A 12,276-nucleotide genomic window follows, 5' to 3' on the forward strand; every position below is an offset into this window, starting at 1 on the left:
CTGATCGCCTACGACCACTGACCGGGACACACAACAACTCCCATCAACGATCTAGTCCGCGTCGCCGACCGCGCCGCCGCGCTCAGCCGGTTCGGTCTCGTCAGGCTCGGCGCGCTCGGCGCGCCGGTCCGCCTGGTAAGCCCCCAGCACCGCGTCGATGCCGTCGTCCAGCGCCAGCGCACCGTCCTTCAGGTAGAAGCCGCGGGAGCAGAAGCGGCGCAGGTCGGCCTCGTTGTGCGAGACCAGCACCATCGTCCGGCCCTGGGCCAGCATCCGGTCGATCGCCGCATAGCACTTCGCCCGGAACCCCTCGTCGCCGACGGCCAGCACCTCGTCGACCAGCAGGATCGGGTGGTCCAGGCGGGTGATGAGCGCGAACCCCAGCCGGACCTTCATGCCGCTGGAGTAGTGCCGCACGGGTGTGTCGACGGATCCGTCGCGCAGGTCGGCGAACTCCACGATCTCGTCGAAGCGCTCCTCGATGTCACCCGGGCCCATCCCGTGCAGGGATCCGACGAGGTGGATGTTCTCCCGTCCGGTGAGGCGGCCGTTGAATCCGGCCCTCAGCTCCAGCAGCGGCGCCACCCGGCCGCGGACCTCCACCCTCCCCTCATCGGGGATGAGGACCCCCGCGATCAGCTTGAGCAGCGTGGACTTGCCGGTCCCGTTCCTGCCGACGATGCCCACGCACTCGCCCCGGTGGATGCGGAAGGAGGCGTCACGCACCGGCCAGAACGCGCCGCGGGGCCCCGGGCCGCGCCGGGCGCCGAGCAGCACCTCGCGCAGGCCGCGCCGGCGCCCGCGGTTCGCGGAGAACCGGATGCCCAGGCCCTCGGCCTCGATGACGGGCCGTCCCGTCTCCCCCATCACAGCTCCTTCAGCACCGACGTCTCCAGACGCCGGAACGTCGCGTAACCGACGGCCAGGACGAGGACCGCTCCGCCGATGCTCGTGGAGAGGACCAGCGCCCCGGGGGCGTCGGCCGGATACCAGACCGCGTGGTGCATCTTGAAGATGCCCAGCAGCGGGTTGAACTGGAACAGCGTGACGAACCAGGCGGGGAGGCGGTCGGACTCCAGGACCAGGGACGAGGGGATGATGATCGCGGAGCCGTAGAACAGCACCCGGTTCAGGATCCGCACGACGCGCTCGACGTCGCGCACGAGCACGTTCAGCGTCGCCAGCAGCAGGGTCATGCCCAGGGAGAGGACCAACTGGACCGCGATCGCCAGCGGCAGCCACACCAGTAGGCCCTCGGCGCTGGTGCGCCCGCCCAGGGCGAACACGAACACCAGCAGCACCGGCCAGGTGAACAGATAGTCGACGAACTTGGCCGCGACCGCCTGCACGGGGAAGATCTCGCGCGGCATGCGCATCGTGGTGATGAGCCTGCTGTGGCTGATGAGTGCGGTGGGCGCCTGGCTGAGCGACTGGGCGAACCACAGCCAGGGGAGCAGGCCCGAGATCAGAAAGAGCGGGTAGCCGCCCGGGGCGTCGCCGCCGCCGGGCACCCCGCGGTCGGTGTCGAAGACGAGGCCGAAGACGAAGAAGTACACCCCCGCCATCGCCAGGGGCTCCAGCATCGACCACGCGTAGCCGAGGACCGAGTTCTGGTACCTGACCTTCAGGTCGCGCCGCACCAGGAGGCCGACGACCCGCCGGTTCCGCCAGACGGCGAGCGCGCGTGACGCCACCGCACCTCCTGCCCGTTCCCGCCGCCGCGGGCGGAGCCGCTGCGCATCCCTCGCCGCCCTCCCGCCGCGGCCCGCGGCAGGGGCGCCTCGCGCTCCCGGCAGCACCGCCCGATCCGGCGGCGCGGCGGGGGTTCCAGCCTACCGGCGGCCGTACGCGGCCCCCTCCGCTCCGGCGCGCACCGGCCGCGCCGATGCGGGTGGGCTAATCTCGGCTGCGGCGCCGGGAGGGCAGCGCAGCCCCGCCGATGGCCGGCGCCGACGGCCGCGGCAGAGAGGACGACGATGCAGGTGGACCCCGCCTCGCCCGCGCACGCGCCAGCGGGTGCGCGCCCCCACGTGACGGCGGCCGTGCTGGCCGGCGGCGTCGGCGCACGCATGGGCGGTGGGCGGCCCAAGCAGCTGCTGCCGCTGGCGGGCCGCCCGGTGCTGGAGCACGCTGCGGCCGCGTTCTGCGCCGCTCCCGAGGTCGACGACGTCATCGTGCTGATGGTGCCCGAGCACCGGGCCGAGGCCGAGGAGATCGCCGCGCGCCTCGGCGGCGTCTCCGCCGTCCTGCCGGGCGGCGCGAGCCGCACCGAGACGTCGGTGGCGGCCTTGCGCGCGCTGGAGCACCGCGGCGACGGCGACCTGGTGCTGCTGCACGACGCCGCCCGGCCGCTGGTGACACCGGGGGTCGTCGGCGCGTGCGTGGGCGCCCTGGCGAGCGCGGGCGCCGTGGGGGTGGCCGTCCCCTCCGGCGACACCGTCGTGGAGGTCTCCGCGGGCTCAGGGGGCGCCGAGGTGCTGCGCGACGTCCCGCCGCGCTCCTCGCTGCGGCGGATGCAGACCCCGCAGGGGTTCCGCCTCGGAGTGGTGCGCCGCGCCTACCGGAAGGCGCTGGCCGACCCCGCGCTGGTCGCCACCGACGACTGCGGCGTCGTGCTGCGCTACCTGCCCGAGGAGGAGGTCCGCATCATCGCCGGCGACGAGGCCAACATCAAGGTCACCAACCCCGGCGACGTCGAGATCGCCGAGACCCTGCTGCGCCTGCGCGAGCAGGGGGCGGCCGGGGACGGCGGATCGGGCCCGGACGCTGCCGGAACCCGCGATCGGCGGCGGGAGTCCCGCGGGTGAGCGTGTTCAACGCGCCCGCGGTCGTCGGCCACCGGGGCTTCGGACGCGGCGCCGACTCGGGCTACCGGGAGAACTCCGCGGAGTCCTATCTGGCGGCGGTCGGCGCCGGGGCGCACTGGATCGAGATCGACGTGCGGCGCACTGCCGACGACGTGCTGGTCGTCCACCACGACGCCGCCCTCCCCGACGGCCGGCCGATCGTTGACCTGCCCGCGGACGTGTGCCGCGAGCACGGGCTGCTGACCCTGAAGGAGGCGTTCGCGGCCGTCCCCGACGCGGTGGGGGTGGACGTCGACGTCAAGACGGTGATGGAGGACGCGGTCGACCCGCCCGAGCGGCGCACCACGGCGCTGCTGCTGCCCGCGGTGCGCCGCGAGGCCGAGCGCCGGCGCGCCGCGGCCGGCCGCGAGCGCGTGATCGTCTGCTCGTTCGACCCCGCCGTGCTGATGGACGTCCGGTCGGGGGCGCCGGAGATTCCACTGGCGTGGATGCCGTTCGTGCGCAACCCACTGGACCAGGCGGTCGCCGGAGCCGCGGGGCTGGGCTGCGAACTGGTGGCGATCGACGCTCGGTCCTTCGGCCTCACCGGCGATCCCGAACGTCCGGGGCGCCGGGGCGTCGCCTACACCGCCGACATCGCCCACCGCGCCGGGCTGGAGGTCCTCGCCTGGTGCCCCGATCCGGTCGACGCGGCCCGCTTCACCGCGGCCGGCGTGGACGCGGTGGTGGTCGACGACGTCCCGGGCGTGGTCGCGGCGTTGAAGTCGCACTGACGCGGCCGCCGGCCGGCGGGGCCGGCGGGCTACGCGTGCTGCTCGCGGCCGGCGCGGGCCACGCGGGAGTCGGCGCCGAGGCTCGGCGGGCTGGTGATGAAGCCCGCGCCCCAGGCCATGTGCATGGTGGCCAGCGCGAGCGGGATGCTCAGGCGGGACCGCCCGGGCAGCCCGCGGCCGAGCGGAACCGACGCCGCGAGGATCGCGGCCGCGTAGGCGCCGGGGATGAGCCAGGCGGGCCAGAACACGACGCCGCCCCCCAGGCCGGCCGCGATTCCGCAGAGCGCGACCGGCGGTGCGAGGTACCTGAGGTTGATCGTGCCCTTGTGCTGGCGGGCCACCACGCGCCGCCAGCGGCCGTAGTTGAAGTACTGCTTGGCGAGGGCGCGCACGCTCGGGCGCGGGCGGTAGGAGACCCGCATCCGCGGCTCGAACCAGACCGTGCCGCCGCTGGTGCGGATGCGGTGGTTCATCTCCCAGTCCTGCGCGCGCAGGAACGCCTCGTCGTAGCCGCCCACGCGCTCCAGCGCCGAACGGCGGAAGACGCCGAGGTAGACGGTGTCGGCCGGGCCGCCTTCGCCGCCCGTGTGGAAGCGGGCGTTGCCCACGCCCACCTTGGAGGTCATGGCGGCGGCGACCGCCTTCTCCCACGGGGTCTCGCCTTCGGCGGCCATGATGCCGCCGACGTTGTCGGCCCCGGTCTCCTCGATGGTGCGTACCGCGACGGCGAGGTAGTCGGCGGGCATCATCGAGTGCCCGTCGATGCGGGCGACGATGCCGTGCGAGGACGCCTTGATCGCGGCGTTGAGCCCCGTGGGGGTCCGGCCAGTCGGATTGTCCACGACCTTCACCCGCTCGTCCTCGGCCGCGATGCTGCGGGCGACCTCGCGGGTGCGGTCGGCGGAGGGGCCCACGGCGAGCACGACCTCCAGCTCGCCCGGATAGTCCTGCGCGAGGACGTGGCGGACTGCGGACGCCAGATGGCGCTCCTCGTTGAGCACGGGCATGACGACGGATACGGCCGGCCAGGTCACGGGCGATTCCAACGGTCGGGCTGCACTGGGAGCGAGGCCGGTTCGCGGCTTCGCAGTCGATACGGTACTGCACTCTCCGGCCGCGCCCGCCCACGGTGACCGCTGTCTCCCGCCTCCACCCGGGGCGGCGGGCGGCGGCGCGCAGCGCCTGAACCGGACGGGCGCCGGATGCGTCGAACCAGGGCAGGGCCGACACGCCGGCGCCGCGCGCTCGGCAGGAAGGGGGCAACACGCCGAGAGCTGACATCGGGCGACCGATCGGTGGATTCGGTGACAACCTAGAGAGGCGAAGTGAGGGCCGGTGGACACGCGCGGAACCGATGGGCACGCGATGCGCAGCGTCCTCTTCGCAGGCGGTGGGGACGGCGTCGGCCGAAGGGCGCGCTCCGGGCCTGCCGCCTGCCGCACCGCCGGCCCCGTTCCGCCCGCGCAGGACCGCGGAGCGGCGAGCGGACGGAGGGTGCTGTGAGCAACCGCCCGGGCGACGACCGGAGCAGCGGGAACCGAGCCGACCGCGGCGGCGAGTTCCGCCGCATGCGCTCCGCGCCGACTCCCCCCGAGCCGCGGCGCGGGTTCACCCCGCCCAGCGGCCGTGTGCGCCGCAAGCGCGTCGCGCTCCTTCTGGCCGGGACCTTGTCGGTGGTGGTCCTGCTCGCGTCGGGGACGGCGTGGTCGCTGACGGGGTGGGTTTCGGGCCGGCTCAACCGCTTCGACGTCTTCAGTGGGCTGGCCGACGGCGACCGCCCGCAGGCCGGCACCACTGGCGCACTCAACTTCCTGGTCATCGGCTCCGACACGCGCGACGGCATGGACCGCTCCGAGCAGAACGAACTGGGCGTGGGCCGCGCCGAGGGGCGCCGCTCGGACACGATGATGCTGGTCCACCTGGGCGCGGAGCGCGAGCACATCACCGTCGTGGGGATTCCGCGCGACTCCTGGGTGGACGTCCCCGGCCACGGCGAGAACAAGATCAACGCGGCCTACTCCCTGGGCGGACCGGCGCTGGCCGTGCGGACGGTCGAATCGGCGACCCACGTGCGCATCGACCACTACGTCGAAGTGGACTTCACCGGTTTCGTCGACATGGTCGACGCCCTCGGCGGCATCGAGGTGTGCCTGCCCCAGCCGATCGAGGATCCCAAGGCCCACCTTGAGATGGCGGCCGGCACGCACGAGGTCGACGGCACCGAAGCGCTGGCGTTCGCCCGCACCCGGCAGACGGCGGGCGGCGACCTCGACCGGATCGAGCGCCAGCAGCAGGTCATCTCGGCCATGCTGGAGACGGCGCTGAGCACCGACACCCTCTCCGACCCGCAGCGCTTCGGCGACTTCGTCGACACCGCGCTGAACTCGGTCACCGTCGACGAGGGCCTGGACACCGCCGCCATCAACGAGCTCGCCGGGCAGCTGCGCGGCGTCGGCCTGGGCGACGTCACGCTCACCACGGTGCCCGTGGGGCAGACGGACTTCTGGACGCCGCACGGCGACGTTGCGGTGACCTGGGACCAGCAGGCCGCCGCGAAGATGTTCGCGCGCATCAACGCCGACAAGCCGCTCGGCGGCGGGGGGTCCGGCGGTTCGGCCTCCGGCGGGGGCGAAGAGGACGCCGGGCCCCGCCCCGCCGACGTCAGCCTCCAGGTCTTCAACGGCACCGGTATCCCGGGGCTGGGCGCCGAGGTCAGCCGGGCGTTCAGCGACGCCGGGTTCCGGGTGCCCTCGCCCGCGCGCAACTGGTCCAGCTCCGAGGTGGCCGAGACCGTGCTGCGGCACGCGCCGGACAACAAAGCCCAGGCCCGGATGGTCGCCGAGACGGTGCCGGGGTCGTCGCTGGTGGAGGATCCCGGGCTCGGCGACCGGATCGAGGTCGTGGTGGGCTTCAACTACCGGGAGGTCGACGCGCCCGAGACGGCGGCGCCCGCCTCCTCGTCCGCGTCCCCGCAGGGCGCCGGCGGCGGCGCCACCGGTTCCGCCCCGTCGACCGCCCGCGACAAGGTCTGCGAGGGCTGACCTGTCGCCCGCCGCCGCGGCGCCTCCGCTCGGGCGGCGGCGGGAGGCGGGCGGGCTACCGTGGGGGTCCCGGCACCGCCGGGGTGTACGGCGATCTGTACTGGAGGCACGATGCTGCGCCATCTGATCGGCCTGCTGGCCGGTGCGGCCCTCGCTCCGGTCCTGTGGAGCGGGCTCGCCTGGTCCGCACAGCGGGTCTCCACGACCGTGGGCGAGGGCGGCGGCTTCGACGCGCCGCTGACCATGACCGCCGTCGGCGTGCTGATGGCGGTCGGGGTCGCCTGCGGCTTCCTGGCGGGCGCCCGCATCTCGCCGCTGGCCGCCTTCTGCTGCGGCGGGCTGGTGCTGAGCTACGCGCTGTGGCCCGTGCTGGCGCCGGGCACGGTGGACTCGGCGCTGCCGGACTGGATCGCCGACGACTCGGTCCTGCACCCGCTGGGCCCCGTGCTGCTGCTGGCGCTGCCGCTGGGCACCCTGCTGTTCATCTCCTCGCTCGCGCCGTCGCGGTGGCGCTCCCGCCGCGCCGAGGCGGCCGGGCCCGCGGCGCCGCAGCAGGCCGACCCCGCCGACAGCGTGCCCGGTCCCCGCACCGAGCACGGGCCCGGGCGGCCGACGGAGCCCGCGGCCCCCGCCGCGCCGCCCGAACCGCCCGCGGCCGCCGACCCGGGCGGCGCCGTGCCCGAGCACGGCGACCCGGACAAGACCACCACGCCCATACGGCGCCGGAACATCGGCCGGCCGCGCTGGCGCGCGAAGGCGCCGGAGCCGCAGAGCGACACGCTGGAGTTCCAGCGCGACGAGCGCCGCTGAGCCGGTCGGCCCGCGGGTCCGCGGCGCGCGCCGGTCCGGGCGCGGCCGGAGCCCGGCACACCTCTGGCATGCGGCGGCTCCCGCGGTTAGCGTGTGGTGTCCGCGCGCGTCCGCATGAGGGAGTCCGTCCATGTCCAACGGCCTACGTCACACCCTCGGGCTGTTCGCCGGTGTCCTGGCCGCCCCCGTCCTCGCGGCCGGACTCGCCTGGGCACCGCACTGGACCGCTGGGGCGGGCGTCGACTACGACCTGACCGCTGTGCCGGGGGCGCCCGCCTGGGCGGCGCCCGTAGGCGTGCTGGCCGTGGTGGGGCTGCTGCTGGGGCTGGTCACCGGATCTCGGCTGTCGCCGCTGGCGGCGCTGCTGCCGGGGCTGGCGCTCCTCGCCGCCGGCGTGGTCGAGACGGCGGGGCTGCCGCAGCCGGTCCCGGGGCTGGAGGGCCTCCTGGACGTGGAGGGCGCGGGCTCGCGGCCGTGGTTCGCGTGGGGTCCGGTGTTCGTCCTGGCCGGCGCCATGCTGGTCGTCTCGGCCCTGCCGCCCTCCCGGTGGCGGCGCCGCGTGCGCGAGGACCGCGGGGACGAGGACTACGACGGCTACGGCGGTTACGAGGACCGCTACTCCGGCTACTCCTCCGCCGCCGAGCCCGCCCCGCCCGCCGGATCGGCTGACACGCCGGCGACGGGCACCGAGAGCACGCGGACGATGTCCTGGGATGCCGACGGCATGCCCCCGCGGTACCACGTGTCCGACCCGCGCGACCAGCAGGCGCCCCAACCGGGGGCGACGGGCTGGAACGAGCCGCGGCCGCGGCGCTGGGAGGACCGCGACACCGGCCCGTGAGCCGCCGCGCCCCGGACCGCCGCGCACGCGCCGCTCGCCGCGGGCGACACCGTCTTTACCCACGGGTAATCTTGTGGTCGAGCAGCCGCCCGAGCTGCGCCACACTGCCGCCGCACCATCGGACCCGGAGCGGTATCGGCCCGACGGCCGGCCGCCGGCGCAAGCGGTCCCCGACCCTGCGGGCCGGTCGACGTTGCTCCGGGCACCAATCCGGAAACACCTCTTGACAGGTGCGCGCGCATCGCCGCGGCGCCCGCACCCACAACACATCCGCAGACGCCCGAGCGTTCTCCGGGCGACCGCCCGGCCACTGCGCCGGGCGGCCCGGACGCGCGTCGGCTCCGGCGCCGACCCTCTTCCGACCCGGCGGTAGCATGCCTAGGCCGCGGGCGGCAGCCGCGTCGGCGTCGAAGGCCGCGACGCCAGCTCAGCTTGGAAGGACGGACCATTGGTCGCAGAATCGCGCAGCAGGATCTCCGTCATCGGCACCGGGTACCTGGGTGCCACACATGCCGCCTGCATGGCCGAGCTCGGGTACGAGGTGCTGGGCGTCGACGTCGACCAGGCCAAGATCGACAGCCTCTCCGCGGGCCGGGTTCCGTTCTACGAGCCGGGTCTGGAAGAGGTCCTCCTGCGCAACATCGAGAACGGGCGGCTGCGGTTCACCACGGACTACGACGAGGCCACGGCCTTCGCCGACATCCACTTCCTCTGCGTGGGCACCCCGCAGCGGGCCGACTCCAACGCGGCCGACCTCTCCGCCGTCGAGGCCGCCGTCGACTCCCTCGCCTCCCGGTTGACCGCGTCGGCGGTCATCATCGGCAAGTCGACGGTCCCGGTGGGCACCTCCGCCCGGCTGGCCGCGCGCATCGCCGCCCGCGTGCCCGCGGGAGCCGAGGTGCACCTGGGCTGGAGCCCGGAGTTCCTGCGCGAGGGGTTCGGCGTTGAGGACACGCTGCGGCCCAACCGCATCGTCATCGGCACCGACTCCCCCGTGGTCGAGGCCGCGATGCGCGACCTGTGCGCGCCGCAGATCGAGCAGGGCATCCCGTTCATGGTCACCGACCTGCCGACGGCCGAGCTGGTGAAGGTCTCGGCCAACGCGTTCCTGGCGACCAAGATCTCCTTCATCAACGCCATGGCCGAGGTGTCGGAGGCCGCCGGCGCCGACGTCATCAAGCTCGCCGAGGCGCTGTCGCACGACGACCGCATCGGCGGCAAGTTCCTCGGGCCGGGGCTGGGATTCGGCGGCGGCTGCCTGCCCAAGGACATCCGCGCCTTCATGGCCCGCGCCGACGAACTGGGCGTGGAGCCGGCGCTGTCCTTCCTGCGCGAGGTGGACGCCATCAACCAGCGGCGCCGGGCGCGTACCGTCGACATCGCCCGCGGGCTCATCGGCGGCAGCTTCGACGGGCGCACGGTGGGCGTGCTGGGGGCGGCGTTCAAACCCAACTCCGACGACATCCGCGACTCGCCCGCGCTGCATGTGGCCTCCGCGATCGCCGATCTCGGCGGGATTGTCACGGTCTACGACCCCGAGGCGCTGGACCGCGCCAAGCAGGAGTTCCCCCACCTGCGCTACGCGCACAGCATGCTGGAGGCCGTTCGCGACGCCGAGGTGGTGCTCCTGCTGACCGAGTGGGCGGAGTTCCGCGACGCCGACCCCGACGAGCTGGCCAAGGTGGTGGCGGAGCCGCGGATCGTGGACGGCCGCAACGCGCTCGACCCGCAGCGCTGGCGTGCCCGCGGCTGGACCTACCGGGCGCTGGGACGGCCCTGAGACCCGGCTTGGCCACCCCCGCCCGGATCCGCTCGCGCCGTCCGCGGGAAGCCGCGCGGAATCGCCCCGGGAGTGCCGCGGCCTGCGCGTCCGCCCGGTCGCGGCGGCCGCGCCCACCCGTTCGGAGGGTGCCGGGCGGGCAAGGCATCATGGGGGCATGAGCATGAGTGCAGTCACCGACGAGGACGCGATCCGCCGGGTTCTCGAAGAGGCCCGGGTCTGGGCCGTCGTCGGGCTGGGCGACAACCCGCAGCGCCCCGCCTACAGCGTCGCCCGCTTCCTCCAGGAGCGCGGCAAGCGGGTCGTGCCCGTGCATCCCAGTGCGGCCACCGTCCACGGAGAGCAGGGCTACGCCTCCCTCGCCGACATCCCCTTCGAGGTCGACGTCGCCGACGTGTTCCGCCGCTCGGAGGACGCCGGGGGCATCGCCGACGAGGCCCTGGCGCGGCCCGACATCTCCACCGTGTGGTTCCAACTGGGCGTCGTCGACAGCGGCGCCGCCGAGCGGGTACGGGGGGCCGGCCGCACCATGGTCATGGACCGCTGCCCGGCCATCGAGTGGCCGAGGCTGCTGGGATGAGCCCGCGACGCCGGGGCGCTGCGCACCGGGCGTACCCCGGGGGCCTCCGCCGGGCTCGCGTGCGCCGTCCGTCCACCGCCGACCGCACGGACCGCCGCCGGGTTCGTCCGGCGGCCCCAGGGTAGGGAGCCCGACATGGGACGCCCGCGCTTCCTGCGCTCGCTGGTCGGCGGCCGAGCAGGCGCCGACCGCTCCGCTGCGCGCTCGGAGGCTCCGCCGCCGATCGACGCCGCGCGCGCCGAGCAGCGGCGCGAGCTCGCCGACACCCACGGCTGGTCCTACGCCGAGGTGCATCAGGCCGCCATCCAGGGCTGGCCGCGCACGGCGCTGCCGCCGGGCCCGCTGGGGCGGGTGCGCCACGAGATCACCGGCCGCCACCGCGGGCGGCCCTTCCGGATCTTCGACTACGTCCACCACGGCGCCGCCGGAGCCCCGTGGCAGCGGATCGAGGTGTGCGCCGTCGCACTGCCGGTCCCGGTGCCCTACGTCTACATCCGGGAGGTCCGCGGCGCCGAAGGCGAGGACGACGTCTACGCCGAGAGCCGCGACTCCAGGTTCGCGGTCGAGCTCCTGTCGGAGTCGCTGCGCGCGGACCTGCGCAGGTACGGGCTGACCGACCTGGTGCTGGACCGCGACGTGCTCATCTGCACCAGCGACGGCGGCGGACCGAGCGATTCCGAGTCCAAGCTTGAGGCGCTCACCGACGTCGTCGAGCGCGTTCCGGCCGATGTGTGGGCGCGCTGGGGCGACACCTGAGGCGGGACACGCCCGCCGCGGGACCGCCGCGGGTGTGACCGCGAGCGCGGCCCGCCGGCGCGCCGGTGCTACCGGTCGGCGCCGGCGAACGGCCGCCCCGCGCGCAACGGGCCGGGCGGGGGCCGACCCGCTCGTGCGGCGGACCGGCCCGGTGCCCGGCGCGGCACCGGTCCGCGGTCGCGCCCCGTTGCGCGGCCGGCCGCCGCCTGCCGCTCCGGCCGGGCGGGCGCGTCAGTCCGCGGAGCCGAACCCGGTGGAGGCTCCGCCCGAGGTCTGGCGGCGCAGCCGCTCGCCCTTCTCCTTGGCCTGGGTGCGCAGCTCCTCCTGGAACCCGACCATGCGTTCGCGCAGGTCCGCGTCGTGCGCGGCGAGCATGCGCACCGCCAGCAGCCCCGCGTTGCGGGCGGCGCCCACGGCCACGGTGGCCACCGGTACACCCGCCGGCATCTGCACGATCGACAGCAGCGAGTCCATCCCGTCGAGGTGGCGCAGCGGCACGGGCACGCCGATCACGGGCAGCGGGGTGACCGCCGCCAGCATGCCGGGCAGGTGGGCGGAGCCGCCCGCACCGGCGATGAGAGCCTTCAGGCCGCGCTCGGCCGCCTCGCTCCCGTAGGAGATCATCTCGTGGGGCATGCGGTGGGCGGAGACGACGTCGGCCTCGTAGGAGATGCCGAACACGTCGAGCGCCTTGGCCGCCTCCTCCATGACCGGCCAGTCGGAGTCGCTGCCCATCACGATGCCGACGGCGGGGGCGTCCTCGGTCACTTGTGCACTCCTTCACGGATCGGCGGCACGGCCGCGCAGCTCACGGGCCGGTCGGCGGCTCGCACAGTGCCGCTCGACGTGTGTGATCCTACGGCCGCCGGCCCCGCCCGCGCCGCCGGC

Annotated in this window: 12 protein-coding genes; 8 read left to right on the forward strand and 4 right to left on the reverse strand. The window is 75.0% G+C overall.

The genetic code is table 11. The features are described 5' to 3' along the window. Positions 1 to 51: 51 nt before the first annotated feature. A complete protein-coding gene (locus tag ABEA15_RS23950; RefSeq protein WP_345559247.1) occupies positions 52 to 867 on the reverse strand; it encodes an ABC transporter ATP-binding protein in 816 nt (271 codons plus the stop codon). After that, positions 867 to 1,694, reverse strand: coding sequence for an ABC transporter permease (locus ABEA15_RS23955; protein ID WP_344144536.1), 828 nt, complete (start codon positions 1,692 to 1,694; stop codon positions 867 to 869). Before ABEA15_RS23955 ends, ABEA15_RS23950 begins: the two co-directional genes overlap by 1 nt. 282 nt (positions 1,695 to 1,976) lie before the next feature. Here ABEA15_RS23955 and ABEA15_RS23960 point away from each other — a divergent pair, with 282 nt between their 5' ends. Both ABEA15_RS23960 and ABEA15_RS23965 read left to right on the forward strand, forming a co-directional pair. After that, entirely contained in the window at positions 1,977 to 2,807 is an 831-nt protein-coding gene (locus ABEA15_RS23960; protein WP_345559249.1) for an IspD/TarI family cytidylyltransferase, read from the forward strand. Beyond that, positions 2,804 to 3,580 carry a glycerophosphodiester phosphodiesterase gene (locus ABEA15_RS23965; RefSeq protein WP_345559251.1) on the forward strand — a complete coding sequence of 259 codons (777 nt, stop codon included), beginning with the start codon at positions 2,804 to 2,806 and terminating at the stop codon, positions 3,578 to 3,580. Before ABEA15_RS23960 ends, ABEA15_RS23965 begins: the two co-directional genes overlap by 4 nt. Positions 3,581 to 3,609: 29 nt before the next feature. Here ABEA15_RS23965 and ABEA15_RS23970 read toward each other — a convergent pair whose 3' ends face one another. Next, positions 3,610 to 4,614, reverse strand: a complete 1,005-nt coding sequence (locus ABEA15_RS23970; protein ID WP_345559253.1) for a glycosyltransferase family 2 protein — start codon at positions 4,612 to 4,614, stop codon at positions 3,610 to 3,612. A 534-nt stretch (positions 4,615 to 5,148) separates the two neighbouring features. On the opposite strand from ABEA15_RS23970, the gene ABEA15_RS23975 reads away from it, so the two are divergent. The 6 genes from ABEA15_RS23975 to ABEA15_RS24000 all read left to right on the forward strand — a co-directional run bounded on the left by ABEA15_RS23975 (position 5,149) and on the right by ABEA15_RS24000 (position 11,388). Further along, positions 5,149 to 6,621 carry an LCP family protein gene (locus ABEA15_RS23975; RefSeq protein ID WP_345559278.1) on the forward strand — a complete coding sequence of 491 codons (1,473 nt, stop codon included), beginning with the start codon at positions 5,149 to 5,151 and terminating at the stop codon, positions 6,619 to 6,621. A 111-nt stretch (positions 6,622 to 6,732) separates the two neighbouring features. Further along, the gene (locus tag ABEA15_RS23980; protein ID WP_345559255.1) at positions 6,733 to 7,431 is read left to right on the forward strand and encodes a hypothetical protein; all 699 of its coding nucleotides are present in this window, start codon (positions 6,733 to 6,735) and stop codon (positions 7,429 to 7,431) included. Between the two features lie 130 nt (positions 7,432 to 7,561). After that, positions 7,562 to 8,272: a hypothetical protein gene (locus ABEA15_RS23985; RefSeq protein ID WP_345559257.1), complete on the forward strand. Its 711-nt coding sequence runs from the start codon at positions 7,562 to 7,564 to the stop codon at positions 8,270 to 8,272. 448 nt (positions 8,273 to 8,720) lie between these two features. Then, on the forward strand, positions 8,721 to 10,052 hold the full coding sequence (locus ABEA15_RS23990) for a UDP-glucose dehydrogenase family protein (protein WP_344144548.1): 1,332 nt from the start codon (positions 8,721 to 8,723) through the stop codon (positions 10,050 to 10,052). A gap of 163 nt (positions 10,053 to 10,215) precedes the next feature. Then, positions 10,216 to 10,632 carry a CoA-binding protein gene (locus ABEA15_RS23995; RefSeq protein WP_345559280.1) on the forward strand — a complete coding sequence of 139 codons (417 nt, stop codon included), beginning with the start codon at positions 10,216 to 10,218 and terminating at the stop codon, positions 10,630 to 10,632. Between the two features lie 135 nt (positions 10,633 to 10,767). Further along, complete coding sequence (locus ABEA15_RS24000; protein ID WP_344144551.1) at positions 10,768 to 11,388, forward strand: type III secretion system chaperone family protein; 621 nt, start codon at positions 10,768 to 10,770, stop codon at positions 11,386 to 11,388. Between the two features lie 231 nt (positions 11,389 to 11,619). On the opposite strand, the gene purE is transcribed toward ABEA15_RS24000, so the two are convergent. Continuing rightward, positions 11,620 to 12,156: a 5-(carboxyamino)imidazole ribonucleotide mutase gene (gene purE, locus ABEA15_RS24005; protein WP_344144553.1), complete on the reverse strand. Its 537-nt coding sequence runs from the start codon at positions 12,154 to 12,156 to the stop codon at positions 11,620 to 11,622. Between the last annotated feature and the right edge of the window lie 120 nt (positions 12,157 to 12,276).

It is taken from the genome of Streptomonospora halophila (genome assembly GCF_039542725.1).
Classification (GTDB): Bacteria; Actinomycetota; Actinomycetes; order Streptosporangiales; family Streptosporangiaceae; genus Streptomonospora; species Streptomonospora halophila.

Excerpts from the sequence above, each read along its gene's own strand:
- ABEA15_RS23950 (WP_345559247.1), bottom strand. The coding sequence starts at position 867 with ATGGGGGAGACGGGACGGCCCGTCATCGAGGCCGAGGGCCTGGGCATC.
- ABEA15_RS23960 (WP_345559249.1), top strand. The coding sequence starts at position 1,977 with ATGCAGGTGGACCCCGCCTCGCCCGCGCACGCGCCAGCGGGTGCGCGC.
- ABEA15_RS23975 (WP_345559278.1), top strand. The coding sequence starts at position 5,149 with ATGCGCTCCGCGCCGACTCCCCCCGAGCCGCGGCGCGGGTTCACCCCG.
- ABEA15_RS23980 (WP_345559255.1), top strand. The coding sequence starts at position 6,733 with ATGCTGCGCCATCTGATCGGCCTGCTGGCCGGTGCGGCCCTCGCTCCG.
- ABEA15_RS23985 (WP_345559257.1), top strand. The coding sequence starts at position 7,562 with ATGTCCAACGGCCTACGTCACACCCTCGGGCTGTTCGCCGGTGTCCTG.
- ABEA15_RS23995 (WP_345559280.1), top strand. The coding sequence starts at position 10,216 with ATGAGTGCAGTCACCGACGAGGACGCGATCCGCCGGGTTCTCGAAGAG.
- ABEA15_RS24000 (WP_344144551.1), top strand. The coding sequence starts at position 10,768 with ATGGGACGCCCGCGCTTCCTGCGCTCGCTGGTCGGCGGCCGAGCAGGC.